Raw genomic sequence first — 25587 nt, 5'->3', positions numbered from 1 at the left:
GCCGAGGTTAACGGCATGATGTCTAATGCAATTATATTCCATGATTATTTGATAAAACTGCGATCTGTCCTGCATTCACTCATATCCATGCTTGGAACTAGAATATTTTTTGGAGACAATTAGGTAATTAATTCAGAAACAAAAAATTGAAATCAGGGAGAGTGTAATGAAAAAAGTTGCGGTGCTGTTGGCAACCGGATTTGAGGAAGGTGAAGCTATCGTCACCATCGATATTCTGCGGCGCTTAAATATTGAGGTGGAAGTATTGTCCTGCGCAACGACCCGGGGCGTGACCAGCTATCATGGGATCCCGATGGTGGCAGACAGCACGCTCACCGAACGCAGCGACGTACTGTTTGATGCGCTGGTGCTGCCGGGCGGACCACAGGGCAGCGTCAACTTAGCGGCCAATCCACAGGTGATTGAATTTGTGAAAAAGCATGACGCAGCCGGGAAACTCATTTGCCCGATCTGCTCTGCGGCGGCGCGGATTCTGGGCGGGAATGGCCTGCTCAATGGGCGGAAATATGTTTGCTCAGGTGAACTGTGGCAGGACGTAAAAGATGGGCAATATGTCGATGCCCCGGTGGTGGAAGACGGCAATCTCATCAGCGGCAAAGGCCTGGGCCACGTATTTGATTTTGCCTTTACCGTCGCCGCCAGAGTGCTCGGCGATGAAGCCCCGGTCCGTGAACACGCAGAACATATTTACTACCGGTGGTGAGATAAGGATTCGCTGACTGCTGATATAGAGTAATCTGCTAACCCAAGGGTGAATTGTCTGACAATTCACCTTTTTTTTATGTCATTTCTCGCTAATTTTATGCACTCAATTACTGTAATTCTGCGGTGTGATGGCGCTCTCCTATGGATAATTAATTTCCCGCTATTAATGGTTCAGCAACAATGTGCTTACAAGCGAAGCCGCTAATGCATTGTTTTACTGCTAATTAAAATAAGCTGTTTCGTTTTCCCCTACAAAAAAGAACATTAAAGCTGGAGTTACCCATGCACAAATTCACTAAAGCGCTGGCGGCCATCGGGCTGGCCGCGGTTATGTCACAATCAGCTGTGGCTGAAACGATGAAACTCGGTTTTCTGGTCAAGCAGCCGGAGGAGCCGTGGTTCCAGACAGAATGGCGTTTTGCCGATAAGGCCGGGAAAGATTTAGGTTTCGATGTGATTAAAATTGCGGTGCCGGACGGGGAAAAGACCCTCAACGCCATCGACAGCCTGGCGGCCAACGGAGCCAAAGGGTTTGTTATCTGTACGCCGGATCCCAAACTGGGGCCAGCGATCATGGCTAAGGCCCGCAGCTATGACATGAAGGTCATCACCGTCGACGATCAATTCGTTAATGCCAAAGGCAAACCGATGGACACCGTTCCGCTGGTGATGATGGCGGCCAGCGAAATCGGTGCCCGTCAGGGTGACGAACTGTATAAAGAGATGCAAAAACGCGGCTGGGATGTGAAGGACACCGGGGTGATGGCCATCACCGCCGATGAACTGGACACCGCTCGCCGCCGCACCACCGGCTCGATGGATGCGCTGAAAAAAGCCGGATTCCCGGAAGCGCAAATCTATAAAGTGCCGACCAAATCCAACGATATCCCAGGCGCATTTGATGCCGGTAATTCGCTGCTGGTTCAGCATCCTGGTGTAAAACACTGGCTGGTGCTGGGCATGAACGACAACACCGTGTTGGGTGGCGTTCGCGCGACCGAAGGTCAGGGCTTCAAGGCGGCGGATGTTATCGGGATTGGCATTAACGGCGTGGATGCGGTGAACGAACTGTCGAAAGCGCAGGCGACCGGTTTCTACGGCTCGCTGCTGCCAAGCCCGGACGTTCACGGCTACAAAACCAGCGAGATGCTCTACAACTGGGTGACCAAAGATGCAGAGCCGCCGAAGTTCACCGCGGTGACCGATGTGGTGCTCATTACCCGCGACAACTTTAAAGCAGAGTTGGCGAAAAAAGGGCTGTAAGGCCTGACGCAGTCGCCCCCGGTAACTGCCGGGGGCAGGAAAGAATGTGGAGTGCATATGCAACAGTCACAGCCTTATCTCTCATTTCGCGGCATCAGTAAAACCTTCCCCGGTGTAAAAGCCCTGACCGACATTAGCTTCGACTGCTATGCCGGTCAGGTCCATGCCCTGATGGGTGAAAACGGTGCCGGAAAATCCACGCTGCTGAAAATCCTCAGCGGCAACTATGCCCCGACAGGCGGCAATCTGGTACTGCGCGGGCAGGAGGTTATCTTTGCCGACACTACGGCGGCGCTGAACGCTGGCGTGGCGATCATTTATCAGGAACTGCATCTGGTGCCTGAAATGACGGTGGCGGAAAACATCTATCTCGGGCAGATGCCGCACAAAGGTGGGATCGTCAATCGCTCGCTGCTCAACTATGAAGCGGGTTTGCAGCTTGAGCATCTGGGGCTCGATATCGATCCGCAAACTCCGCTCAAGTACCTCTCCATCGGCCAGTGGCAGATGGTGGAAATCGCCAAGGCGTTGGCACGCAATGCCAAAGTGATCGCCTTTGACGAGCCGACCAGTTCCCTCTCGGCGCGCGAAATCGACAACCTGTTTCGGGTTATCCGCGAATTACGTAATGAAGGGCGGGTCATCATTTATGTCTCGCACCGCATGGAGGAGATTTTTGCCCTCAGCGATGCGATTACGGTTTTCAAAGACGGGCGTTACGTCCGCACCTTCGACGACATGCAGCAGGTCAATAACGACCAGTTGGTGCAGGCGATGGTAGGGCGCGAGATTGGCGATATCTACGGCTGGCAACCGCGTGACTATGGCGCGGAAAGGCTGCGTCTGGAGAACGTCAAAGCACCGGGCGTGCGCCAACCGGTGAGTCTGTCGGTCAAAAGCGGTGAAATCGTTGGCCTGTTTGGCCTGGTAGGGGCCGGTCGCAGCGAGTTGATGAAGGGCCTGTTTGGGGCTACGCGCATCACCGGCGGTCAGGTGCTGATCGACGGTCAGCCGGTAAATATCCAGAAGCCTGCTCATGCGATCCGCGCCGGGATGATGCTGTGCCCTGAGGACCGGAAAGCGGATGGGATAATCCCGGTACATTCGGTGCGTGACAACATCAATATCAGCGCGCGACGCAAACATATTCGCGCCGGATGCCTGATCAACAATGCCTGGGAAGCAGATAACGCGGCGCATCATATTCAGTCGCTCAATATTAAAACCCCCGGCGCGGAACAGCTGATCATGAATCTTTCCGGCGGCAATCAGCAGAAGGCCATCCTGGGCCGCTGGCTGTCCGAAGAGATGAAAGTAATCCTGCTTGATGAGCCAACACGTGGCATTGACGTAGGCGCGAAACACGAAATCTATAACGTCATCTATGCGCTGGCGGCGTCCGGGGTGGCAGTGCTGTTTGCCTCCAGCGACCTGCCGGAAGTGCTGGGTGTGGCGGACCGTATCATCGTGATGCGAGAAGGCGAGATTGCGGGTGAACTGATGCATGACAGCAGTAATGAACAGCAGGCGTTGAGCCTGGCCATGCCGAAAACCACTCAGGCTGTTGCCTGACAGCCTGATGAAGGAGTGAATTATGTCATCGATGAGCACCTCCGGCCCGCGCCGGAATTCGTTTAGCGTGGGGCGCATTTGGGATCAGTACGGCATGCTGGTGGTGTTCGCCGTGCTGTTCCTCGCCTGCGCCATTTTTGTCCCGAACTTCGCCAGCTTCGTCAACATGAAGGGGCTGGGGCTGGCTATCTCGATGTCGGGGATGGTGGCCTGCGGGATGTTGTTCTGCCTTGCATCCGGCGATTTCGATCTGTCGGTTGCCTCGGTGATTGCCTGTGCAGGCGTCACTACCGCCGTGGTGATTAACCTCTCAGAAAGCCTGTGGCTGGGCGTGTTTGCCGGATTGCTGCTCGGTGCGCTGAGCGGGCTGGTCAACGGTTTCGTGATTGCGCGTCTGAAAATCAACGCCCTGATCACTACACTCGCGACCATGCAGATTGTGCGCGGCCTGGCGTATATCATTTCCGACGGCAAAGCGGTGGGTATCGAAGATGAACGCTTCTTCGCCCTCGGTTACACCAACTGGCTCGGACTGCCCGCGCCTATCTGGTTGACAGTGGGGTGCCTGATTGCGTTTGGTTTGCTGCTCAATAAAACCACTTTTGGCCGTAACACCCTGGCGATCGGCGGCAATGAAGAGGCCGCGCGTCTGGCCGGTGTCCCTGTGGTACGCACCAAAATCATCATATTTATACTTTCCGGATTAGTCTCAGCGGCGGCGGGAATCATCCTCGCCTCGCGTATGACCAGCGGTCAACCGATGACATCGATGGGCTATGAGCTGATTGTCATCTCAGCCTGTGTGTTAGGCGGTGTGTCGCTCAAAGGCGGGATTGGCAAAATTTCCTACGTCGTAGCGGGGATTTTGATTCTGGGAACAGTGGAAAATGCCATGAACTTACTGAACATCTCGCCGTTCTCACAGTATGTGGTACGCGGCCTGATTTTACTGGCGGCGGTTATCTTTGACCGCTATAAGCAGAAAGCAAAGCGTACTGTCTGATTTTTCCTCAACTTTTAAGTCTACTCTGCCCAACGCGCCAGTGGAAATCCCACTGGCGTTTTCATTCGAAAATGGCGAGCCTGGTCACACTGTCTATACTTACACTGCTAACGTTTAGGTAAGGTTTAACTTTTATTAGAGGTATTTGTGGAGGTAGGCAGGGTGACAGACCCGTTAACCGTTCCGCCGGTTTTACGCGGAAACTACGCATTTTTCTTCGACCTGGATGGCACGCTGGCGGAGATCAAACCGCATCCGGATCAGGTCATCATTCCCGAGTCCATCCGTATGGCGTTGCACCAGTTGGCGCAGCAGCAGCAGGGGGCTCTGGCCTTGATTTCAGGGCGCTCAATGGTCGAGCTGGATGGGCTCGCCGCTCCGTATCATTTCCCTTTAGCGGGAGTCCACGGAGCTGAGCGCCGTGACATCAAGGACCAAACGCATATTGTTGCACTGCCTTCTACGCTCGCCACCGAGGTTGAACAGTGGCTGACAGCGGGCATGGCCACGCTTCCAGGCAGCGAAATCGAAAATAAAGGAATGGCGTTCGCGCTGCATTACCGTCAGGCACCGCAGCACCAGTTGGCTATTGAACGGCTGGCCCAGGATACCGTTGCCCGTTTTGAGGGCCTGGCACTGCAGCCGGGTAAATGCGTGGTTGAAATCAAACCCGCAGGCATCAACAAAGGGGCCGCTATTACGGCCTTCATGCAGGAAGCCCCCTTCCGCGGCAGACTGCCGGTCTTTGTCGGCGATGATTTGACGGATGAAGCTGGTTTTGACGCAGTCAATGCCGCTGGCGGTATCTCGGTGAAAGTCGGGCAGGGGAACACGCAGGCGCAATGGCGTTTGGCAAACGTAGCGGAGACCCATCGGTGGGTGCTTCAGCTCGCACAACAACACGCGCTAACAGACAGGAGAGAAGGCTATGAGTCGCTTGGTCGTAGTATCTAATCGTATTGCCCCGCCGGATGACAAAAAATCCAGTGCTGGTGGGCTGGCGGTAGGTGTACTGGGGGCGCTTAAGGCCGCAGGTGGATTATGGTTTGGCTGGAGTGGGGAAACCGGCAATGAGGACCAGCCGCTGAAGAAGGTCACACGCGGGAACATCACCTGGGCCTCTTTTAACCTCAATGAGCAGGATCATGACCTGTATTACAACCAGTTTTCCAATGCCGTGCTGTGGCCGGCGTTTCACTATCGCCTGGATCTGGTGAATTTCCAGCGTGAGGCGTGGGATGGCTATCTGCGCGTCAACGCAACGCTTGCAGACAAACTGTTGCCGCTGATTGAGAAAGACGACAACCTGTGGATCCACGATTATCATCTGCTGCCGTTTGCCAGTGAGCTGCGCAAACGTGGGGTGGATAACCGCATTGGTTTCTTCTTGCATATTCCTTTCCCAACCCCGGAAGTGTTCAACGCGCTGCCGACCCACGCCGAGCTGCTTGAACAGCTGTGTGATTACGATTTGCTGGGCTTCCAGACGGAAAACGATCGTCTGGCGTTCCTTGATTGCGTCTCCAGCAAAACGCGCCTGACTAGCCGGGGCAGCAAAACGCACAGCGCATGGGGCCACACCTTCCGCACCGAAGTGTACCCGATAGGGATCGACCCGAAAGAGATAGCCAGCCAGGCGCAGGGACCATTGCCGCCTAAACTTGCGCAGCTTAAAGCTGAACTGAAAAGCGTGCAGAACATTTTCTCGGTAGAGCGACTGGATTATTCCAAAGGGCTGCCGGAACGTTTTCAGGCCTATGAGGCGCTGCTGGAGAAGTACCCTCAGCACCACGGCAAAATCCGTTATACCCAGATAGCCCCGACTTCGCGCGGTGATGTGCAGGCCTATCAGGATATTCGACATCAATTGGAAAACGCCGCCGGGCGCATCAACGGCCAGTATGGCCAGCTGGGGTGGACGCCGCTGTACTATCTCAATCAGCATTTCGACAGAAAGCTCTTAATGAAGATTTTCCGCTACTCGGATGTTGGGCTGGTTACGCCGCTGCGTGACGGGATGAATCTGGTGGCAAAAGAGTATGTGGCAGCACAAGATCCCGCTAACCCTGGGGTGCTGGTGTTGTCGCAGTTTGCCGGAGCGGCGAACGAAATGACTTCTGCGCTGATAGTGAACCCTTATGACAGGGATGAAGTAGCGGCGGCGCTAGACAGGGCGCTGACGATGCCGCTGACCGAGCGCGTCTCACGTCACGCGGAAATGCTGGAGGTGATTAAGAAGAATGATATTAACCACTGGCAGGAGCGGTTTATTGATGACCTAAAGCAGATAACGCCGCGCACCGACGAGAGTCGATTGAAAAATAAAGTGGCGGCTTTTCCTAAGCTTGCGTAAACAGTGAAAACAGCCCGGCGAAATGTGCCGGGCGCATTTTATTCGTCCTCAAGCGAAACCAGTAACACATCTACCCCGCTATTCCCCACCACGTTTTTGGCGCTACAGGTCGCGCGTGCGAAGAAACTTTTATTGTGATTGCCGCAGATGACCAAATCGACCTGCTGTTTCTGGCAGAAATCCTTTATATGTTCGCTTAATTCGCCACAGGCGATGGCGGCGTGGGCTATTGGATAATCGGCCCGGGCTTTGAGTTCCTCCAGGAATTGACGGGTCTCCTCCTGCATTAACTCGCGGAGGTTTTCGAGCATCGGGGCAGCGAACTGGTTATACATTTCGGGATCGGACGCCGAGGTGATCAGGCTGATTTGCGCATCGAAGGGGCGGGCAATCGACACCGCTTTATTGACCAGTTTATGACTTTCCGGTGTCGGTGCGACAGCGACTAACAGATGTAAATACGCCATTGTGCCTCCTTAAACGAGACGAAAAACGCCCATTCATTCCTCTTACTCTCTTTCGCTACGGGCTGCAAGAGAGAATACAACCAGGAAATGTGAGGTTGTTCGAATATTCATTAATTATTCTTATATTAAGAATATCGCTTGACAGCGGCTCTGAACGAATTTTTACGCATTTACATGATTCTTAAAAATCTAATAATAAACTCGCAACCAATTCCGCACGCTTATTAACAAAATGTGCATGATTTCACTGAGAAACTATCGCAAATAAATGAACGAGTAACCTGCTGTTTTTGAAGGTTAAGATGTGACTTAACAGAAATGTAAATCGCCCAACTTGCGATTTCGTAACATGCTGCTATGAAGCCGTCCAAAAAAAGAGCAACAAGAGATGTTCATTTACATTATTCAGATATATGGAATAGAAAAAAACCGCAGTTGCATGATATTTGCACAAATCACAATTGTAACTGATGGATTTGCTGCTATGATTCACTCAAATTATGTGACATCCGTCACATAATTTTCAAATTTAATGTAAAGCCACGTTGTATGTGTCAGAACTGGCGAGTAGAGTTGCCACGAATTAGGAAAAATCTTAGTCAATTGTAAGAATTCTTTAAAATTGTAGGGTTACCCTGATTGCCGAAGTGGATGATCTTACAATCCGCATGGACGCAAACTTAAGTCAGCTATGCATTTTGGCCGTTTCTTTTTTTACCGGGTATTTACCCGGCGACATCACGGGGTGCGGCCTTGCCGCATACAATAATGGTTGGTTATTCGGGATGGGAAAAATGCATACATCCGAGTTGCTAAAGCATATTTACGACATTAATTTGTCCTATTTATTACTTGCACAGCGTTTGATTAGTCAGGATAAAGCCTCAGCCATGTTCCGTCTCGGAATTAACGAAGAGATGGCCACGACACTGGGCGGACTGACGCTTCCACAGATGGTGAAATTAGCGGAGACCAACCAGCTGGTTTGTCAGTTCCGCTTTGATAGCCATCAAACCATCACCCAACTCACGCAAGAGTCTCGGGTAGATGACCTGCAACAAATTCACACCGGTATTCTGCTTTCTACTCGCTTACTGAAGGAAGCTAGCCTCGCAGACGGCTCTGCTCGGAAGAAAAGGGCCTGATCATGAGTGAAAAAAGCATTGTTCAGGAAGCCCGCGACATACATCTGGCAATGGAATTGATTACGCTTGGAGCACGTTTACAGATGCTCGAAAGCGAAACACAGCTGAGTCGCGGTCGCCTCATCAAGTTATACAAAGAGCTTCGCGGCAGCCCACCGCCGAAAGGCATGTTGCCGTTTTCTACCGACTGGTTCATGACCTGGGAACAGAATATCCACTCGTCGATGTTCTGTAATGCCTGGCAGTACTTGCTGAAAACCGGGTTGTGTAGCGGCGTTGATGCGGTGATTCGGGCTTACCGTCTGTATCTCGAACAGTGTCCGCAGCAGGAGAATGGGCCAATTTTAGCGCTGACCCGCGCCTGGACGCTGGTGCGTTTTGTTGAGAGCGGTATGCTTGAGCTCAGCGGCTGCAATAGCTGCGGCGGCAATTTTATCACCCATGCTCACCAACCCGTGGGGAGCTTTGTATGCAGTCTCTGCCAGCCGCCGTCACGAGCAGTAAAAAGACGTAAACTTTCTGGCGAAGGTGCCGATATAACACCACAACTGCTGGATGAACAGATAGAGCAAGCTGTTTAACCGAGAATTTCAGGTGTGGCAAAACACTCCAGCAGCGGACGCAGGTCCGCTGCTTTTTTTTTGCCAGCGTTTCGGTTATTTGCTCCTTCTTTCATCCCGGGCTTATCAATAGCGGAAGGATGATGTCGTGCTTATCTTATTAGGTTACCTGGTTGTTCTTGGTACAGTTTTCGGCGGGTTTGCATTCACCGGCGGACACCTTGGGGCACTCTATCAGCCTGCAGAACTGGTCATTATTGGCGGCGCGGGGATAGGGGCATTTATCGTTGGCAACAACGGGAAGGCCATCAAGGCAACGCTGAAAGCGCTGCCGTTACTGTTTCGTCGTTCGAAATACACTAAAAGCATGTACATGGATCTGCTGGCGCTTCTGTACCGGCTGATGGCCAAGTCACGCCAGCAGGGGATGTTCTCGCTCGAACGCGATATCGAAAACCCGACCGAGAGTGAGATTTTTGCCAGCTACCCGCGGATTCTGGCGGATAAAGTGATGCTGGAATTTATCGTCGATTATCTGCGTCTAATCATCAGCGGCAACATGAATACCTTTGAAATCGAAGCGCTGATGGACGAAGAGATTGAAACCCACGAAAGCGAGGCCGAAGTGCCGGCCAACAGTCTGGCGTTGGTCGGCGACTCGTTGCCTGCGTTCGGCATCGTGGCGGCGGTGATGGGCGTGGTGCATGCCCTCGGATCGGCAGACCGTCCGGCTGCAGAACTGGGGGCGATGATTGCCCACGCGATGGTCGGTACCTTCCTCGGTATTTTGCTGGCGTACGGCTTTATTTCGCCGCTGGCAACGGTGCTGCGTCAGAAAAGTGCTGAAACCACCAAGATGATGCAATGCGTCAAAATCACCTTGCTGTCGAACCTCAACGGTTATGCTCCGCCGATTGCGGTAGAGTTTGGTCGCAAGACGCTGTATTCCAGCGAACGTCCATCGTTCATTGAGCTGGAAGAGCACGTTCGCGCAGTGCGTAACCCAACGGCACAGCAGACGACCACCGAGGACGCATGAAAAATCAGTCCCACCCAATAGTCGTCGTCAGGCGTAAGAAGCATAAAAGCCATAGCAGTGCAGGGCACGGCTCATGGAAGATTGCTTACGCCGACTTTATGACCGCGATGATGGCCTTCTTTCTGGTGATGTGGCTGATCTCGATTTCCAGCCCGAAAGAGCTGATTCAGATTGCCGAGTATTTCCGCACGCCGTTGGCGACAGCGGTCACAGGTGGACCGCGTATTTCCAACAGCGACAGTCCGATCCCCGGCGGCGGCGATGACTACACCCAGCAGCAGGGCGAAGTGAAAAAAGAGCCGAACATCGATGAGCTGAAAAAGCGCATGGAGCAAAACCGGCTGAAGAAAATTCGCGGTGAACTCGATCAGCTGATTGAGTCCGATCCGAAGCTGCGTGCGCTGCGTCAGTATCTGAAGATAGACCTGGTTCAGGAAGGGTTACGCATTCAGATTATCGACAGTCAGAACCGGCCGATGTTTAAAACCGGCAGTGCGGACGTGGAGTCGTACATGCGCGATATTTTGCGCGCGATTGCGCCGATCCTGAATGAAGTGCCAAACAAAATCAGTCTTTCAGGCCATACCGATGATTACCCGTACGCCACGGGCGATCGCGGATACAGCAACTGGGAACTCTCCGCCGATCGCGCTAACGCATCGCGTCGGGAGCTGGTTGTCGGTGGCCTGGACGACGGCAAAGTGCTGCGGGTGGTTGGCATGGCAAACACCATGAAATTGCAGCAGCACGGCGGTGATGACGCGATCAACCGCCGCATCAGTTTACTGGTGCTCAACACTCAGGCTGAACAGGCGATCCTTAATGAAAACGCCGAAAGTCAGAACGAACCGTTAAGCGTATTACAGCAACCGGCGGCGCTGCCTCCGGGGGCCAGTCCCACATCGCCACAATCCTTCCAGAGGTGATAGCGTGAGCATGGATATCAGCGATTTTTATCAGACATTTTTTGATGAAGCCGACGAATTGTTGGCGGATATGGAGCAACACCTGCTGGATCTCGTTCCAGAAGCCCCTGATTCAGAGCAACTGAACGCCATTTTTCGTGCCGCGCATTCCATTAAGGGCGGCGCGGGCACCTTCGGTTTTAGCGTTTTGCAGGAAACCACGCACCTGATGGAAAACCTGCTGGACGACGCACGGCGCGGTGAAATGCAGCTCAATACCGACATTATCAACCTGTTTTTGGAAACGAAAGACATTATGCAGGAACAGCTCGATGCCTATAAAAGCTCGCAGGAGCCGGATGCGGCCAGCTTTGAATACATCTGTCACGCCCTGCGCCAGCTGGCCTTAGAAGCAAAAGGCCAGCTGGCCCCGGCGGCCGGAGCCAAACTGAGCGTGGTGGAAAGCGACGAATCTGCGCCCGACCTGGCGATGGCCCCTGCGCACAGCGGCGGTCAAACCCGGATCGTACTTTCGCGCCTGAAAACCGGTGAGCCGGAGATGTTGCAGGAAGAGTTGAGCAACCTTGCGCAGATTAGCCAGGTGGTGAAAACCGCTGATTCGCTCAGTGCCAACCTGGACGGTGCGGTATCGCAGGACGATATCGTGGCGGTGCTGTGCTTCGTCATTGAAGCCGACCAGATTGCCTTTGAAACGGCGTCAACCGCGGTAGCTCAGGTTGCTGAAACGTCTGCCTCTGCGGTCGTGGAAACCGCCGACGTGCCTGCGACGGTTAACGCTCCGGTACTGAAAGCCGTACCGAAAGAGACCGCGGGCACCCCGCGCGTAGAGCGTGAAAAACCGGCCAAGGCCAGTGAATCCACCAGTATCCGCGTCGCGGTTGAGAAGGTCGATCAGCTGATCAACCTCGTGGGCGAACTGGTTATCACCCAGTCAATGCTGGCCCAGCGTTCGAACGAACTCGACCCGGTCGAGCACGGCGACCTGATAACCAGCATGGGTCAGCTGGAGCGTAACGCCCGTGACCTGCAGGAATCGGTCATGTCGATTCGTATGATGCCGATGGAGTACGTCTTCAGCCGCTTCCCGCGCCTGGTGCGTGACCTCGCGAGCAAGTTGAACAAGCAGGTGGAACTGACCCTGATGGGCAGCTCGACCGAACTCGATAAAAGCCTGATCGAGCGCATTATCGATCCATTGACGCACCTGGTGCGCAACAGCCTCGACCATGGTATTGAATCGCCGGAAAACCGCATGGCAGCAGGCAAATCTGCGGTGGGTAATCTGATTCTGTCGGCGGAGCATCAGGGCGGCAATATTTGTATCGAAGTCACTGATGACGGTGCGGGTCTGAACCGCGAGCGTATTCTGGCGAAAGCGATGTCGCAGGGCATGGCGGTCAGTGAAAACATGACTGATGAAGACGTCGGGATGCTAATTTTTGCCCCAGGCTTCTCCACCGCAGAGCAGGTGACCGATGTCTCTGGTCGTGGGGTAGGCATGGACGTGGTGAAACGTAACATCCAGGAGATGGGCGGCCACGTTGAGATCAAATCGAAGCAGGGCTCAGGCACCACCATCCGTATTCTGCTCCCGCTAACGCTGGCGATCCTTGACGGTATGTCGGTAAAAGTGAGTGGCGAAGTGTTTATTCTGCCGCTGAACGCGGTGATGGAATCTCTTCAACCGCGCGATGAAGATTTACATCCTTTAGCCGGCGGTGAGCGCGTACTGGAAGTCCGTGGCGAATATCTGCCGCTGGTTGAACTGTGGAAGGTTTTCGATGTTCAGGGCGCTAAAACCGAAGCGACTCAGGGCATCGTGGTTATCCTGCAAAGTGCAGGACGCCGCTATGCGTTGCTGGTGGATCAACTGATCGGCCAGCATCAGGTGGTGGTGAAAAATCTGGAAAGCAACTACCGCAAAGTGCCGGGCATCTCTGCCGCCACGATCCTTGGCGATGGCAGCGTGGCGCTGATTGTCGATGTTCAGGCTTTGCAGGGTTTAAATCGTGAACAACGTGTGGCGTACACCGCCGCCTGATGGCAAGAAGAAGGGAAAAAAATGACCGGTATGACGAATGTAGCAAAACTGGCGGGTGAACCCTCGGGCCAGGAGTTCCTGGTCTTCACGTTGGGGAATGAAGAATACGGGATTGATATCCTGAAGGTGCAGGAAATTCGCGGTTACGATCAGGTGACGCGCATTGCCAATACCCCGGCGTTCATTAAAGGCGTGACCAACCTGCGCGGCGTGATTGTGCCGATTGTCGATCTGCGGGTGAAGTTCAGCCAGCAGGACGTGGAATACAATGACAACACGGTGGTGATTGTTCTCAACCTCAGCCAACGCGTGGTGGGCATTGTGGTTGACGGCGTTTCCGATGTGCTGTCCCTGGCCGCCGACCAAATCCGCCCGGCACCGGAATTTGCCGTGACGCTGTCCACCGAATACCTGACCGGCCTCGGGGCGTTGGGCGATCGCATGCTTATCCTGGTGAACATCGAAAAGCTGCTCAACAGCGAAGAAATGTCTCTGATCGACAGCGCCGCCATCAGCGCCGCGTGATAATTCCCCCCCTGATTGCGGGGGGATCCTCCCTCTTATTGTATCCTTCCTTAATTACTGGTTAGTCGCGCTAATATATCCCCGTCAACGTTGTGTGATTAAGATCACAATAACAGCAATATATTCTTTGCAGTGTCTCATTTTTTCTGCCGTTTCGCTTTCAACTTGTTGAAACTTAATTACTTATTTCGTCTATACGTCGAACGACTGAATTTATGCTCTAAGTTGGTTGAATGAATTCTCCTGAACTAGATTTCAGTTAAGGTCCCGAACTGGCGACCGGTTAACCATCTGACGCAAAACAAAAAAAGCGCCAGGTCTACTGACTCCGGAGACGCCCTCATGAACAGAACAGGTCTTCTGCTTACTTCCGCAAGTTTACTGGCGCTGATGTCATCAGGCGCGCAGGCGGTCACCAGCCTCGGGACGATCGCGGCGACCTTAACCCTGACCAACGGCTGCCTTATCAATGGCTCTCCGAGTCAGAGCGGTATCAATTTCGGTACGCTTGATTTTGGTACGCGTCCGGCAACGTTCTCGACGCTAACCACCCAATTGACCGGGGCCAGCGGCGGCAATAACTTTACCGTTCAGTGCACCACCAGCAGTTATACGGTGACGATTTCCGGGAATACCAACAGTACCGCGCCAACGACGGTGGTCGGTACGCCGGGGACGCCAGCCCGGTATCTGGTCAGCACCACCAATGCGGCACAAGGCGTGGCGTACAGCCTGTATAGCGACAGCGGCTACAACAATGTGATCGCCAATAATGCCGCGTTGCCGATTGCGTCCACGACTGCGGGCGTCGATAGCTACACCTTATATGGGCGCATTCAGGGTGGCGGCAACAGCGTCACCGTAGCGCCAGGAACCTACACCGACACCATTAACGTTAGCGTCAATTACTAACTCCACGAATGACATTGGGTGCATCAGGTTTCCTGCGGGAGACCCGGGAACGGCTACGCCTTTTTGGACTGGTGACGCTGCTGAGTATGGGCTCTCCGGTGCAGGCGCTGACGGTCACCACCCAGTCATTCAAGGTTAACGCCACCATTACGCCGGGCTGCTCGGTAGTGACCGGTAGCGGCGGGGTGATGGGCACTCTGAATTTTGGCAGCTACAGCGGGGTGAAATCCGGCCAGGTCAGTACCCAGTTTGTGCCGAATGCCTCGCTGTCGCTGGCCTGTACGCCGGGTGTGGCGCTGAGCATGAGCATCAACGGTGGGCAAAATTACACCACGGTGCGCAATATGCAGCGCTCCGGCGGTACGGACCGGGTTCCGTATCGGCTTTACAGCAGCAGTTCACTGGCGGCAAACACCGAAATCGGGGTCAATCAGGCGGTGTCGGTGGCCTACAGCGACAGCAACAATATCGCGCTCACCTTGTACGGGGCCGCGCAATTGACCGGGTTTAGCCCGGCAGGAAATTACAGCGATCAACTCACCGTGACCTTGTCATGGTAAGCCAGGGAGAATCACCATGAATCGACGTCTTCTGCATAGCTTGCCTACGCTGGCGTGTTGGAGTGCCCTTTGCCTGTTGTCATCGCAGGTACATGCCGCTGCTACAGTGCTCATTTGGCCTATCGATCCTGTTCTGACGGCGGACAAAAAGGCCACTGAACTGTGGATTGAAAACCAGGGCGTCAATGCCACCACCATGCAGGTGCGGATTGTGCGCTGGCAGCAGGTAGACGGTCGTGAGCGCTATCAACAGCAGCAGGATGTGGTGGCCAGCCCGCCGATTTTGCGTGTCGATCGCGGTGGTAAACAGCTGATCCGCCTGATCAAGCAGGCCCCGGTGCCGCAGGGCAAAGAGCTTGCCTACCGCATTATTATTGATGAAATCCCCCAGCCGACCGACAGCAGCAAACCGCAGATAGGCCTCAAGCTGCAAATGCGTTACTCCATTCCATTATTCGTTTACGGGCAGGGAATGCCGGTGGCCACGGAGGGGGCCAATCACGTGCAGGTCGACAGCCGCAACCTGAGCTGGAGCACCACTACGCTCGATGGCAAACCAGCCATTGAAGTGCGCAACCGCGATTTGGTGCATGTCCGGTTGAGCCAGGTTTCCGTTCGCCAGGGGGGGAGTGAGCGGGAAGTCGCCCCAGGATTGTTGGGCTATGTGTTGCCCGGTCAGAGCCGAAGCTGGCCGCTGCCCGCCGGGGTAACGCATCCTACCGGCGTCAGCGCAACGATTAATGCACAGGACGCGAAATGGCAGTCCACCGCGGGCAACTGACGAAACTTGCCATGTGCCTACTGCTTACCAGCTCAGGTCTTTGTCGGGCAGAATCGGGCGACGATCTGCTGCCTCCGCCCCCGGATGCACGGGTGATTAATCAGCAGGCGCAGTATCAGCTCGGGCTGGTCATCAATCATTATGATACGCAGCTTGTTGTGCCTGTGACGCAGCGCGATAACCACTGGGTCATTGCCAGCGCCGACCTGCAACGGGCCGGGCTTCCGGCAGATAAGTTTCCTGCAGGTGACGTGGACCTCTCGGCGCTAAGCCAGGTGAAAACGGAGTACGACGGCAACGGGCAACGGCTGCTGCTGACGGTGCCGTCCGACTGGTTTGCGGCCAGAGAGGCCACCTTTCAGGACGGCATTAAGCGGGTCAAACCGCTGGACGGCAGCGGGGCGCTGCTCAATTACGATTTCTACACCAGCCAGACCGATCACGGCATGGGGCAGGCGGCTATCTGGCATGAACTGCGCTTTTTCAGTGGGAAAAATAGCTTCTCCACAACCGGATATGTCCGCCAAACCCTCAGTGGTGAAAACTCGCTTGATGACGGTTATATGCGCTATGACACCACCCTGAGCTACACCGATGATGACAACGCTCTGGAATGGGAACTGGGGGATACGCTTAGTGATGCCCTGAGCTGGAGTAACAGCGTGCGCGTCGGCGGGGTCCGAATTGGCCGTGATTTCTCTCTGCGCCCTGACTTAGTCACCTGGCCATTGCCCACCTTTACCGGCGATGCCGCGGTGCCTACCTCGGTCGATTTGTTTATTGATGGCTATCGCGCCGGATCGACCCAGCTCCAGCCCGGTCCGTTCACCCTGACAAATTTGCCCTACATTAACGGCGCGGGCAATGCGGTGCTGGTCACCACTGATGCATTAGGGCGACAGGTCAGCACCACGCTGCCGTTTTACGTGGCCAGCGAAATGCTCAAACCGGGCCTGAGCGATGGGGCGGCGACCTTCGGCGCTTTACGGCGCAACTACGGCATCGAAAACGTTGACTACGGCCCGGCGGTGGGGAGTGGCACTTACCGTTATGGGGTGAATGATTATCTGACCCTCGAAAGTCATGTCGAGGCTGCGGAATCCCTCGCGCTCGGAGGGGGCGGCGCGTTGGTAAAACTCGGGCAGTTCGGTATCGTCAACGGCAGCTACACCCACAGCCAGATGTACGGCGACGGCGGCGAACAACTGAACTGGGGCTATCAGTACAGCACCGGCGCATTCAGCTTTATTACCCAGCACACCCATCGCGATAAAACCTTCGGCAACCTCGCCCTGTACGATACGCCGCGTTTATATGACGACCAGCACAATCCGATTGCCAGCCTCAGCCAGCGCAGCGACCAGTATTCGCTGTCATTGAACATGGGTAACTACGGCAATATCGGCGCGGCGTGGATTGGCGTCGAGAGTTTTGATAGCCAGAAAACCGAGCTACTGAATCTCTCCTGGAGCCGCAGCTTATGGGGTTCCAGCAGCATTTACCTGGCCGCCAGCCGGGACCAGCAGCGCGGGGACTGGACGCTGGCGATGTCGCTGCAAATCCCGCTTGGCGACAGGGATAGCGTGGCGGTCAGTACCGAAAATACGCCGGATTACGGCAATACCCAACGCATTAACTACAACCACACCATGCCGTCGGACGGTGGCTTTAGCTGGAATCTGGCCTGGGCCCGACAGTCGCAGTCGAGCAACTATCAGCAGGCGACACTCGGCTGGCGCAATAACAATGTTGAGTTGCAGGGCGGCGGTTATGGGGAAGAGAACGCCATGACCTGGTGGGGCGAAGCGATGGGATCGCTGGTCCTGATGGACGGACAGCTGTTTGCCGCCAATAAAATTAACGATGCGTTTGTGGTGGTGAGTACTGACGGGCAGCCGTCGGTGCCGGTTAATTACGAGCATCAACCGGTAGGCGAAACGAACGAAAAAGGCTATTTGCTGGTCAGCGGCGTCTCGGCTTGGTATCCGGCGAACTACAGCATTAACGCCCTGAATTTACCAGCGGATACGCAGTTAAAACAGACGGAACGGCGTATTGCGTTACGGCGTAACAGCGGTTATCTGCTTGAATTTCCTATGGAACAGGAAAGGGTGGCCAGCGTTATCCTCCATGATGCCGCAGGCACTGCGCTGCCGGTGGCAAGCGTTGTCTCACGCCCCGGCAAACCGGATGCCCCAGTGGGGTATGACGGCATCGCCTGGCTTGAGAACCTCACCGATGTGAATCCGCTGACCGTAAAGATGCCTAACGGTCAGCGCTGTGCGGCCAGTTTTGCGACGCAGCAGAACCCGGACCATAAATTACAGACCTACGGGCCGCTCACCTGCCGGGAGATAAATTAATGCGCCGTGCTTTAGGGGTTTTTACTCAGCTGTGGTTATTCAGTTCGCCGCTGCACGCCGCCTGCACCGTCGCGATGGCTAACGCCTCGTTCGGCAGCTTGTCGTCGTTTACGGTCAGGGGGACCGAACAGCAGACCTCGGCTAATCTGGTGGTGACCTGCGACACCATTCTTAATTTGCTGACCAACGATACGGTGTCGATGAATGTGCTCAGCGCCACGGTCACGTCGGGGACGCGCCCGGCGATGAAGCGCACCGATAACACCACCCTTCCCGATGTGGTCCCGGTGCGGGTGTGCGGCACCTCGTCGTGTTCAAATACTACCGAAACCGCGGTCGGGCAAACCTACAGCTGGAGTGGGAATACACTGCTCGGCCTGCTGACGTCGAAGAGTTACACCCTGCCGATATATTTCCGCACGGTGTCCGGGCAAAGCGTCACCGCTGGGCCGTATCAGGTCAACGTCACGCTGAACATTAGCTATAGCGTGTGTCCAACCGGATTGCTGGGCATTTGCCTCGGCACACCGCAGACCGGCACCGTACCCGTGACAACGCAGCTGACCATGAATGTCTCCACCGATTGCATCACCATCAGCGCGCCGGACGTCAATTTCGGCAGCGCGCCGTTGGTGAGCAATTTCCCCTCCGTTTCGCAATCGGTGGCGATCACCTGCACCAAAGGCAGCACTTACACCGTGGGCATTAACAACGGCGTGAACGCGGGCGGGGGGACGGTACGTAAAATGGTCAATGGCAGTAATTCGATGAGTTACGACATCTATAAAGGGAGCACCAGTACCCGCTGGGGCCCGAGCGGAACTGAACGCTGGGCCAGCGGTGCCGCCAGTTCGGTCAGCAGCGACGGCACAGTGAATACCTACAATTACACCGCGCGGATGCTGAGTGGGCAGAATACACCGCCCGCCGGAACCTACACCGACACGCTGGTGGTAGATGTGGCCTTCTGACGTGCAGACATGACTTAAGGTAAAGTTCCGCGGATACGTGCCGATAACACCGCTATCACGTTATTGAAAAGGTGTTGTATGTTGAACCGTATCCGCGTTGTCACCCTGTTGATGGTGGTGCTGGTCGTCTTCGCACTGCTTCAGCTGCTGTCCGGGGGCTTTTTATTCTCGTCACTCCAGCAAAACCAGCAAAGTTTCGCTCTCTCAAACGATCTGCGTACCCGTCAGGCTGAGCTCAACAAAACCTGGGAGCTGATGCTGCAAACGCGTATCAACCTCAGCCGTTCCTCCGCCCGGATGATGATGGATACTGCGAATCAGCAAAGCAGTGCCAAAACGGACTTGCTCAATAACGCGAAAAAAACACTGGCGGATGCAGCCAAACACTATGCCGCGTTCGGCCAGATAGCTGCGCACCCGGAACTGGCGGAGGCCAGCGCCCGGGTGAATGACCGCTATCAGAACTATTTTGCCGGACTGAGCGAGCTGGTTGGTTTCCTGCAAAACGGTAACATGGATGCGTATTTCGCCCAACCGACCCAGGGGATGCAAACCGGGTTGAGTGAGGCGATGACCCAATACGCGGCGCAGAGCGAAACGCTCTATCAGCATGCCTTCAACACCAGCAAGCGCGACTATAAATTTGCCCAGTGGCAGCTGGCGATTATCGCCCTGGTGCTGGCCGCAATCCTGGCCGCGGCCTGGTACGGCATTCGCCAAATTCTGTTGAATCCTCTCACTGGCGTAATGGCCCATTTGCGCCGCATCGCCCAGGGCGATTTGACCCAGCCGGTCAACGTCAGCGGGCGCAATGAGATTGCCGAGCTGGCAGATACCGTCAACCACATGCAGCAATCATTGATCGACACCGTGACCCGAGTACGTCAGGGCTCCGATGCGATTTATTCCGGCACTAGCGAAATCGCCATCGGCAATAACGATCTCTCTTCCCGCACCGAAGAACAGGCGTCCGCCCTGGAGCAGACCGCCGCCAGCATGGAACAACTGACCGCCACCGTGAAGCAGAACGCCGAAAACGCGCGGCAGGCATCGCAGCTGGCGCTAAGCGCCTCCGAAACCGCACAGCGCGGCGGTAAAGTGGTCGATGGGGTCGTGAAAACCATGCACGATATCGCCGCCAGTTCACAGAAGATTTCCGATATTACCGGCGTTATCGACGGCATAGCCTTCCAGACCAATATCCTGGCGCTCAACGCGGCGGTCGAAGCCGCTCGCGCCGGAGAGCAGGGCCGTGGTTTTGCGGTGGTCGCCGGGGAAGTGCGTAACCTTGCCAGCCGCAGCGCTCAGGCGGCGAAAGAAATCAAAAGCCTGATTGAAGATTCGGTCTCGAAAGTGGATACCGGCTCGGTGCTGGTGGAAAGCGCCGGGGAAACCATGAGCGATATTGTCAATGCCGTGACCCGGGTGACCGACATCATGGGCGAGATTTCATCGGCCTCGGATGAACAGAGCCGGGGCATCGACCAAGTGGCGCTGGCGGTGTCGGAAATGGACCGCGTGACCCAGCAAAACGCCGCGCTGGTGCAGCAGTCTGCCGCCGCCGCTGCCGCGCTAGAAGAGCAGTCCAGCAGTCTGACCCGCGCCGTTTCCGCGTTTCGGATTGCTGCAACGAGCAGCAACACAGGAAGTAAAAATACACGCGTTCCTCCGGCCAGTCGCGAGCCGTTGCGCCCGCGTGCTGCCACCGCCGGAACCGATGACAACTGGGAAACCTTTTAATTACACGCGGCCTGTTGCCGCATATCGGGAGTGGTGATGTTCAATCGAATTCGTATCTCGACCACCTTGTTTCTGATTCTGGTGGTATGTGGCTTGTTGCAGGTGGGCAGTAACGGGTTGTCGTTTTTAGCGTTTCGTGATGGACAGCAGAACCTCAGTCAGGTCGAGCAAGGGAATTTGCAGTTGAGCAGCCTGATGGATGCGCGGGTGGTGCTCTTGCAGGCCAGTACCGCGCTGAATAAAGCCGGGACCCTGACCGCGTTGAGCTATCCGCCGGAGGATATTAAGGCGCTGATGGCTCATGCGCGGCAGAACCTGAAACAGGCCGATAAAGAGTTTACCGAGTTTTTGGCGGTGCCGCCGGTGAACGATGAGGCCAAAACGTTACAGGCGCAAAGTAAACAAACCTACGCCAGTCTTCATGCGGCGCTGGAGCACCAGGCGACCTGGCTTGAGAGTAATCAGCTCTCTGATTTTATGACCGCGCCAGTCCAGCAGGCGCAGGATGCGTTTAATGCCAACTACCACACCTGGAAGCAGAACATGGGGGCCTACTTACAGGCTGCCCGGCATGACAGCGAAAGCAATTATCACCGTTCGGCGGCTATTTTCATTGCCATGGTGGTACTTGCGGCGCTGTTGACCAGTGGGGCGCTGCTGTGGACTCGCCGGATGATCGTCCAGCCGTTGAACATTATCAGTAGCCACTTCACCAGCATTGCGCAGGGCAATCTGGCCCGACCGGTGTCGGTGTATGGCAAGAATGAAATCTCGGCGATTTTTGCCGGACTGAAAGCGATGCAGACCGCGCTGCGTGACACCGTCAGCCAGGTGCGTCAGGGCAGCCACGCGATGCATACCGGCATTTCGGAAATTGCCGCAGGCAACAACGATCTCTCCTCCCGCACCGAACAGCAGGCGGCATCATTGGCGGAAACCGCAGCAAGTATGGAGCAACTAACCGCCACCGTAGGGCAGAACGCCGACAACGCTCGCCAGGCCTCTGGTCTTGCCAGCACCGCCGCCGCAACGGCGAAACGCGGGGGAGAGCAGGCTTCACACGTGGCTGACACGATGCATGACATCGCTACCAGTTCGCAGAAGATTGGCGACATTATCAGCGTTATCGATGGGATTGCCTTCCAGACCAACATTCTGGCGCTCAACGCGGCGGTCGAAGCGGCTCGGGCGGGGGAACAGGGGCGTGGTTTTGCGGTGGTAGCCGGAGAAGTGCGTAATCTTGCCAGCCGCAGCGCTCAGGCGGCGAAAGAGATTAAGGGCCTGATTGAAGAGTCCGTATCCCGCGTACAGGAAGGGTCTGCGCTGGTGGATACCGCCGCCAATACCATGAATGAGATTGTGCGTTCGGTCACCCAGGTGAACGACATCATGGGGGAGATTGCTTCGGCCTCTGATGAACAGCGTCGTGGTATCGAGCAGGTGGCGCTGGCGGTGAGCCAAATGGATCAGGTCACGCAGCAAAACGCTTCGCTTGTGGAAGAAGCGGCGGCGGCGACAGAACAATTGGCAGGACAGGCAGACAGTTTGACCAAATTAGTTTCGTTGTTTGAGCTCGAAGAAAAGCATGTAACGCAGCACGAAGGGGGGCGGTCAATTGCCGTACCCGTTGTTTCCTGAAAGGACGTAAGAAGAAGGCGCTATGACAGCAACTCTGCCCAACGGGCAATCGTCACTCCTCACGCAGATGACACAGCGCCTGGCGCTGTCCGACGCGCAGTTTCGTCGGATATGCCAACTGATCTACCAGCGCGCGGGTATTGTGCTGGCCGATCACAAGCGCGACATGGTGTACAACCGACTGGTGCGACGTTTGCGCCAGCTCGGACTCGATGATTTTGGCCGTTATCTGGCGATGCTGGAGGCCAACCAGAATAACGCCGAGTGGCAGGCCTTTATTAATTCGCTGACCACCAACCTGACGGCGTTTTTCCGCGAGGCGCACCATTTCCCGACCCTGGCGGAGCATGCCAAGCGTCGGCAGGGCGAGTATCGCGTCTGGAGTGCGGCGGCATCGACCGGCGAAGAGCCGTATTCGATAGCCATCACCCTGGCCGACACCCTCGGCACCGCGCCGGGACGCTGGAAGGTGTTTGCCAGCGATATTGACACCGAAGTATTGAATAAAGCGCAGAGCGGCGTCTATCGCCAGGATGAGTTGAAAACGCTGTCGCAGCAGCAGTTACAGCACTATTTCATGCGCGGAACCGGGCCGCATAGCGGGCTGGTCCGTGTGCGTCAGGAACTGGCGAACTACGTGGACTTCTCGCCGGTGAATTTGCTGGATAAAACCTATAACGTCCCGGGGCCATTCGATGCGATTTTTTGTCGCAACGTGATGATCTACTTCGACAAGACAACGCAGCAGGACATTTTGCACCGTTTTGTGCCGCTGCTTAAGCCCGGCGGATTACTGTTTGCCGGGCACTCGGAGAACTTCAGCAATCTCGTGCGCGAGTTCAGTCTGCGGGGGCAGACGGTGTACGCGCTGAGTAAGGATAAAGTATGAGTAAAATCAGGGTGTTGTCTGTCGATGATTCAGCGCTAATGCGTCAAATCATGACCGAAATTGTCAACAGCCACAGCGACATGGAAATGGTGGCCACAGCACCCGATCCATTGGTTGCCCGGGACTTGATCAAAAAATACAACCCGGATGTGCTGACCCTGGACGTCGAAATGCCGCGTATGGACGGCCTCGACTTTCTGGAAAAACTGATGCGTCTACGCCCGATGCCGGTGGTGATGGTTTCATCCCTGACCGGGAAGGGCTCAGAGGTGACCCTGCGAGCGCTGGAGTTAGGCGCAGTGGATTTTGTCACCAAACCGCAAATTGGTATTCGCGAAGGGATGCTGGCGTACAGCGAAATGATTGCCGACAAGGTGAGAGCGGCGGCACGGGCGCAGCTCAGTGCGCATAAACCGTTGACACCGCCAAAAGCACTCAAGGCCGGGCCGATGCTCAGCTCAGAAAAATTGCTGGTTATCGGCGCATCGACCGGCGGGACCGAGGCGATTCGCCACGTGCTGCAACCGCTGCCGCTGACCAGCCCGGCCATTTTAATCACTCAGCATATGCCGCCGGGCTTTACCCGATCGTTTGCTGAACGCCTGAACAAGCTTTGCCAGATAACGGTGAAAGAAGCCGAAGACGGCGAGCGTGTTTTACCGGGCCATGCCTATATCGCGCCCGGTGACAAACATATGGAGCTGGCGCGTAGCGGAGCCAACTATCAAATCAAAATTCATGACGGGCCGCCGGTTAACCGGCACCGTCCGTCGGTGGATGTGCTGTTTCATTCGGTGGCTAAATACGCCGGACGAAATGCCGTGGGAGTGATCCTCACCGGCATGGGTAACGACGGAGCCGCCGGAATGCTGGCGATGCATCAGGCGGGAGCCTGGACCATCGCTCAGAACGAAGCAAGTTGTGTGGTGTTCGGCATGCCGCGCGAGGCCATCAATATGGGTGGTGTTAGCGAAGTGGTCGATCTTAGCCAGGTAAGCCAGCAGATGCTGGCGAAAATCAGTGCCGGACAGGCAATACGTATTTAAGAGGAGTGAAGTTAAATGGCGGATAAAGAGCTTAAGTTTCTGGTTGTGGATGACTTTTCCACCATGCGTCGTATTGTGCGTAACCTGCTGAAAGAGCTGGGCTTCAACAACGTTGAAGAAGCAGAAGATGGCGTAGATGCGCTGAATAAACTTCAGGCGGGTGGATTTGGTTTTGTGATTTCAGACTGGAACATGCCAAACATGGACGGACTGGATCTGCTGAAAACCATTCGTGGCGATGGCGCAATGGCGGCATTGCCGGTGCTGATGGTGACGGCGGAAGCGAAGAAAGAGAACATCATCGCCGCCGCGCAGGCCGGAGCAAGTGGCTATGTCGTAAAACCGTTTACGGCAGCCATCCTCGAGGAGAAACTGAACAAAATCTTCGAAAAGCTCGGTATGTGAGGCGATGACCATGACTCAACACCCGATAAAACCGACAGACGAGCATTCCGCGGGCGATATTATCGCCCGGATTGGCAGCCTGACGCGTATGCTGCGTGACAGCCTGCGCGAGCTGGGCCTGGATCAAGCGATTGCCGAAGCGGCAGAAGCGATTCCGGATGCCCGTGACCGTCTGGACTACGTGGTGCAGATGACGGCCCAGGCGGCAGAACGTGCGCTGAACTGCGTCGAGCTGTCTCAGCCGCATCAGAACCAGATGGAGAAAGAGGCCAAAGCGCTTTCGGGCCGCTGGGATCAGTGGTTTGAAAACCCGATTGAGCTGAGCGATGCGCGTGAACTGGTGACCGACACCCGGAGTTATCTGGCGGATGTGCCGACACACACCAGTTTCACCAACGCCCAGTTGCTGGAAATTATGATGGCGCAGGATTTCCAGGATCTGACCGGGCAGGTTATCAAGCGGATGATGGACGTAATCCAGGAAATTGAGCGTCAGCTGTTGATGGTGCTGCTGGAGAATATGCCGGATGCCTCGTCCCGTCAGAAGCGTGAGAGCGACAGTCTGCTCAATGGCCCACAGGTGGACACCAGTAAAGCTGGCGTAGTCGCCAGCCAGGATCAGGTCGATGATTTACTCGATAGCCTAGGATTCTGATTAAAGA

At 55.3% G+C, this 25587-nt stretch carries 24 protein-coding genes; 23 read left to right on the top strand and 1 reads right to left on the bottom strand.

Annotation, left to right across the window (positions count from 1 at the left end):
- The first annotated feature begins 166 nt into the window (after positions 1-166).
- The 6 genes from SIK69_RS08810 (at position 167) to otsA (ending at position 6917) form a co-directional block, all read left to right on the top strand.
- Positions 167-724 carry a DJ-1/PfpI family protein gene (locus SIK69_RS08810; RefSeq protein WP_319627799.1) on the top strand — a complete coding sequence of 186 codons (558 nt, stop codon included), beginning with the start codon at positions 167-169 and terminating at the stop codon, positions 722-724.
- 284 nt (positions 725-1008) lie between these two features.
- Positions 1009-1989: an arabinose ABC transporter substrate-binding protein gene (locus SIK69_RS08805; RefSeq protein WP_319627800.1), complete on the top strand. Its 981-nt coding sequence runs from the start codon at positions 1009-1011 to the stop codon at positions 1987-1989.
- A gap of 57 nt (positions 1990-2046) precedes the next feature.
- Complete coding sequence (gene araG / locus SIK69_RS08800) at positions 2047-3561, top strand: L-arabinose ABC transporter ATP-binding protein AraG (protein WP_319785911.1); 1515 nt, start codon at positions 2047-2049, stop codon at positions 3559-3561.
- Positions 3562-3583: 22 nt separating this feature from the next.
- Complete coding sequence (araH, locus tag SIK69_RS08795; RefSeq protein ID WP_319785910.1) at positions 3584-4564, top strand: L-arabinose ABC transporter permease AraH; 981 nt, start codon at positions 3584-3586, stop codon at positions 4562-4564.
- Positions 4565-4726: 162 nt separating this feature from the next.
- Entirely contained in the window at positions 4727-5518 is a 792-nt protein-coding gene (gene otsB / locus SIK69_RS08790) for a trehalose-phosphatase (protein WP_319785909.1), read from the top strand.
- Positions 5493-6917, top strand: a complete 1425-nt coding sequence (gene otsA, locus SIK69_RS08785) for an alpha,alpha-trehalose-phosphate synthase (protein ID WP_319627804.1) — start codon at positions 5493-5495, stop codon at positions 6915-6917. The genes otsB and otsA overlap by 26 nt, the downstream gene beginning before the upstream one ends.
- A 38-nt stretch (positions 6918-6955) precedes the next feature.
- On the opposite strand, the gene uspC is transcribed toward otsA, so the two are convergent.
- Positions 6956-7384, bottom strand: coding sequence for a universal stress protein UspC (uspC, locus tag SIK69_RS08780; RefSeq protein WP_319627805.1), 429 nt, complete (start codon positions 7382-7384; stop codon positions 6956-6958).
- Between the two features lie 794 nt (positions 7385-8178).
- Here uspC and flhD point away from each other — a divergent pair.
- The 17 genes from flhD (at position 8179) to cheZ (ending at position 25580) form a co-directional block, all read left to right on the top strand.
- Entirely contained in the window at positions 8179-8529 is a 351-nt protein-coding gene (flhD, locus tag SIK69_RS08775) for a flagellar transcriptional regulator FlhD (RefSeq protein ID WP_319785973.1), read from the top strand.
- A 2-nt stretch (positions 8530-8531) separates the two neighbouring features.
- Complete coding sequence (gene flhC / locus SIK69_RS08770) at positions 8532-9110, top strand: flagellar transcriptional regulator FlhC (RefSeq protein WP_319627806.1); 579 nt, start codon at positions 8532-8534, stop codon at positions 9108-9110.
- Between the two features lie 127 nt (positions 9111-9237).
- Positions 9238-10128 carry a flagellar motor stator protein MotA gene (gene motA / locus SIK69_RS08765; protein ID WP_319627807.1) on the top strand — a complete coding sequence of 297 codons (891 nt, stop codon included), beginning with the start codon at positions 9238-9240 and terminating at the stop codon, positions 10126-10128.
- The gene (gene motB / locus SIK69_RS08760; RefSeq protein WP_319627808.1) at positions 10125-11054 is read left to right on the top strand and encodes a flagellar motor protein MotB; all 930 of its coding nucleotides are present in this window, start codon (positions 10125-10127) and stop codon (positions 11052-11054) included. The genes motA and motB overlap by 4 nt, the downstream gene beginning before the upstream one ends.
- Before the next feature lie 4 nt (positions 11055-11058).
- On the top strand, positions 11059-13095 hold the full coding sequence (gene cheA, locus SIK69_RS08755) for a chemotaxis protein CheA (RefSeq protein ID WP_319785908.1): 2037 nt from the start codon (positions 11059-11061) through the stop codon (positions 13093-13095).
- Positions 13096-13116: 21 nt separating this feature from the next.
- Positions 13117-13620, top strand: coding sequence for a chemotaxis protein CheW (gene cheW, locus SIK69_RS08750; protein ID WP_319627810.1), 504 nt, complete (start codon positions 13117-13119; stop codon positions 13618-13620).
- Positions 13621-14010: 390 nt separating this feature from the next.
- Positions 14011-14532, top strand: a complete 522-nt coding sequence (locus SIK69_RS08745) for a spore coat protein U domain-containing protein (RefSeq protein ID WP_374941320.1) — start codon at positions 14011-14013, stop codon at positions 14530-14532.
- Positions 14533-14618: 86 nt separating this feature from the next.
- Complete coding sequence (locus SIK69_RS08740; RefSeq protein WP_319785972.1) at positions 14619-15092, top strand: Csu type fimbrial protein; 474 nt, start codon at positions 14619-14621, stop codon at positions 15090-15092.
- 16 nt (positions 15093-15108) lie between these two features.
- On the top strand, positions 15109-15873 hold the full coding sequence (locus tag SIK69_RS08735) for a fimbrial biogenesis chaperone (RefSeq protein ID WP_319785907.1): 765 nt from the start codon (positions 15109-15111) through the stop codon (positions 15871-15873).
- The gene (locus SIK69_RS08730; protein WP_319785906.1) at positions 15849-18236 is read left to right on the top strand and encodes a fimbria/pilus outer membrane usher protein; all 2388 of its coding nucleotides are present in this window, start codon (positions 15849-15851) and stop codon (positions 18234-18236) included. Before SIK69_RS08735 ends, SIK69_RS08730 begins: the two co-directional genes overlap by 25 nt.
- Positions 18236-19207, top strand: coding sequence for a Csu type fimbrial protein (locus SIK69_RS08725; RefSeq protein WP_319785905.1), 972 nt, complete (start codon positions 18236-18238; stop codon positions 19205-19207). The genes SIK69_RS08730 and SIK69_RS08725 overlap by 1 nt, the downstream gene beginning before the upstream one ends.
- 78 nt (positions 19208-19285) lie before the next feature.
- Complete coding sequence (gene tar / locus SIK69_RS08720; protein ID WP_319785903.1) at positions 19286-20947, top strand: methyl-accepting chemotaxis protein II; 1662 nt, start codon at positions 19286-19288, stop codon at positions 20945-20947.
- Positions 20948-20983: 36 nt separating this feature from the next.
- A complete protein-coding gene (gene tap / locus SIK69_RS08715) occupies positions 20984-22585 on the top strand; it encodes a methyl-accepting chemotaxis protein IV (protein ID WP_319785902.1) in 1602 nt (533 codons plus the stop codon).
- Between the two features lie 22 nt (positions 22586-22607).
- A complete protein-coding gene (gene cheR, locus SIK69_RS08710; RefSeq protein ID WP_319785900.1) occupies positions 22608-23474 on the top strand; it encodes a protein-glutamate O-methyltransferase CheR in 867 nt (288 codons plus the stop codon).
- A complete protein-coding gene (locus SIK69_RS08705) occupies positions 23471-24520 on the top strand; it encodes a protein-glutamate methylesterase/protein-glutamine glutaminase (RefSeq protein ID WP_319785899.1) in 1050 nt (349 codons plus the stop codon). Before cheR ends, SIK69_RS08705 begins: the two co-directional genes overlap by 4 nt.
- Before the next feature lie 15 nt (positions 24521-24535).
- Positions 24536-24925 (top strand): chemotaxis response regulator CheY, encoded by a 390-nt coding sequence (gene cheY, locus SIK69_RS08700; protein ID WP_319627819.1) that lies wholly within the window; start codon positions 24536-24538, stop codon positions 24923-24925.
- Positions 24926-24935: 10 nt separating this feature from the next.
- Complete coding sequence (cheZ, locus tag SIK69_RS08695) at positions 24936-25580, top strand: protein phosphatase CheZ (RefSeq protein WP_319627820.1); 645 nt, start codon at positions 24936-24938, stop codon at positions 25578-25580.
- The last annotated feature ends 7 nt before the right edge of the window (positions 25581-25587 follow it).

Source organism: Scandinavium lactucae (genome assembly GCF_033843265.1).
Classification (GTDB): Bacteria; Pseudomonadota; Gammaproteobacteria; order Enterobacterales; family Enterobacteriaceae; genus Scandinavium; species Scandinavium lactucae.
The sequence above is the reverse complement of the archived record's forward strand: the minus strand, read 5'-3'. Positions and strand labels throughout refer to the sequence as shown.

Excerpts from the sequence above, each read along its gene's own strand:
- uspC (WP_319627805.1), bottom strand. The coding sequence starts at position 7,384 with ATGGCGTATTTACATCTGTTAGTCGCTGTCGCACCGACACCGGAAAGT.
- cheW (WP_319627810.1), top strand. The coding sequence starts at position 13,117 with ATGACCGGTATGACGAATGTAGCAAAACTGGCGGGTGAACCCTCGGGC.
- SIK69_RS08740 (WP_319785972.1), top strand. The coding sequence starts at position 14,619 with ATGGGCTCTCCGGTGCAGGCGCTGACGGTCACCACCCAGTCATTCAAG.
- SIK69_RS08745 (WP_374941320.1), top strand. The coding sequence starts at position 14,011 with ATGTCATCAGGCGCGCAGGCGGTCACCAGCCTCGGGACGATCGCGGCG.
- SIK69_RS08730 (WP_319785906.1), top strand. The coding sequence starts at position 15,849 with ATGGCAGTCCACCGCGGGCAACTGACGAAACTTGCCATGTGCCTACTG.
- tar (WP_319785903.1), top strand. The coding sequence starts at position 19,286 with ATGTTGAACCGTATCCGCGTTGTCACCCTGTTGATGGTGGTGCTGGTC.
- cheY (WP_319627819.1), top strand. The coding sequence starts at position 24,536 with ATGGCGGATAAAGAGCTTAAGTTTCTGGTTGTGGATGACTTTTCCACC.
- otsA (WP_319627804.1), top strand. The coding sequence starts at position 5,493 with ATGAGTCGCTTGGTCGTAGTATCTAATCGTATTGCCCCGCCGGATGAC.
- SIK69_RS08725 (WP_319785905.1), top strand. The coding sequence starts at position 18,236 with ATGCGCCGTGCTTTAGGGGTTTTTACTCAGCTGTGGTTATTCAGTTCG.
- cheR (WP_319785900.1), top strand. The coding sequence starts at position 22,608 with ATGACAGCAACTCTGCCCAACGGGCAATCGTCACTCCTCACGCAGATG.
- SIK69_RS08810 (WP_319627799.1), top strand. The coding sequence starts at position 167 with ATGAAAAAAGTTGCGGTGCTGTTGGCAACCGGATTTGAGGAAGGTGAA.
- tap (WP_319785902.1), top strand. The coding sequence starts at position 20,984 with ATGTTCAATCGAATTCGTATCTCGACCACCTTGTTTCTGATTCTGGTG.
- SIK69_RS08805 (WP_319627800.1), top strand. The coding sequence starts at position 1,009 with ATGCACAAATTCACTAAAGCGCTGGCGGCCATCGGGCTGGCCGCGGTT.
- araH (WP_319785910.1), top strand. The coding sequence starts at position 3,584 with ATGTCATCGATGAGCACCTCCGGCCCGCGCCGGAATTCGTTTAGCGTG.
- flhC (WP_319627806.1), top strand. The coding sequence starts at position 8,532 with ATGAGTGAAAAAAGCATTGTTCAGGAAGCCCGCGACATACATCTGGCA.
- cheZ (WP_319627820.1), top strand. The coding sequence starts at position 24,936 with ATGACTCAACACCCGATAAAACCGACAGACGAGCATTCCGCGGGCGAT.
- motB (WP_319627808.1), top strand. The coding sequence starts at position 10,125 with ATGAAAAATCAGTCCCACCCAATAGTCGTCGTCAGGCGTAAGAAGCAT.
- araG (WP_319785911.1), top strand. The coding sequence starts at position 2,047 with ATGCAACAGTCACAGCCTTATCTCTCATTTCGCGGCATCAGTAAAACC.
- SIK69_RS08735 (WP_319785907.1), top strand. The coding sequence starts at position 15,109 with ATGAATCGACGTCTTCTGCATAGCTTGCCTACGCTGGCGTGTTGGAGT.
- flhD (WP_319785973.1), top strand. The coding sequence starts at position 8,179 with ATGCATACATCCGAGTTGCTAAAGCATATTTACGACATTAATTTGTCC.
- SIK69_RS08705 (WP_319785899.1), top strand. The coding sequence starts at position 23,471 with ATGAGTAAAATCAGGGTGTTGTCTGTCGATGATTCAGCGCTAATGCGT.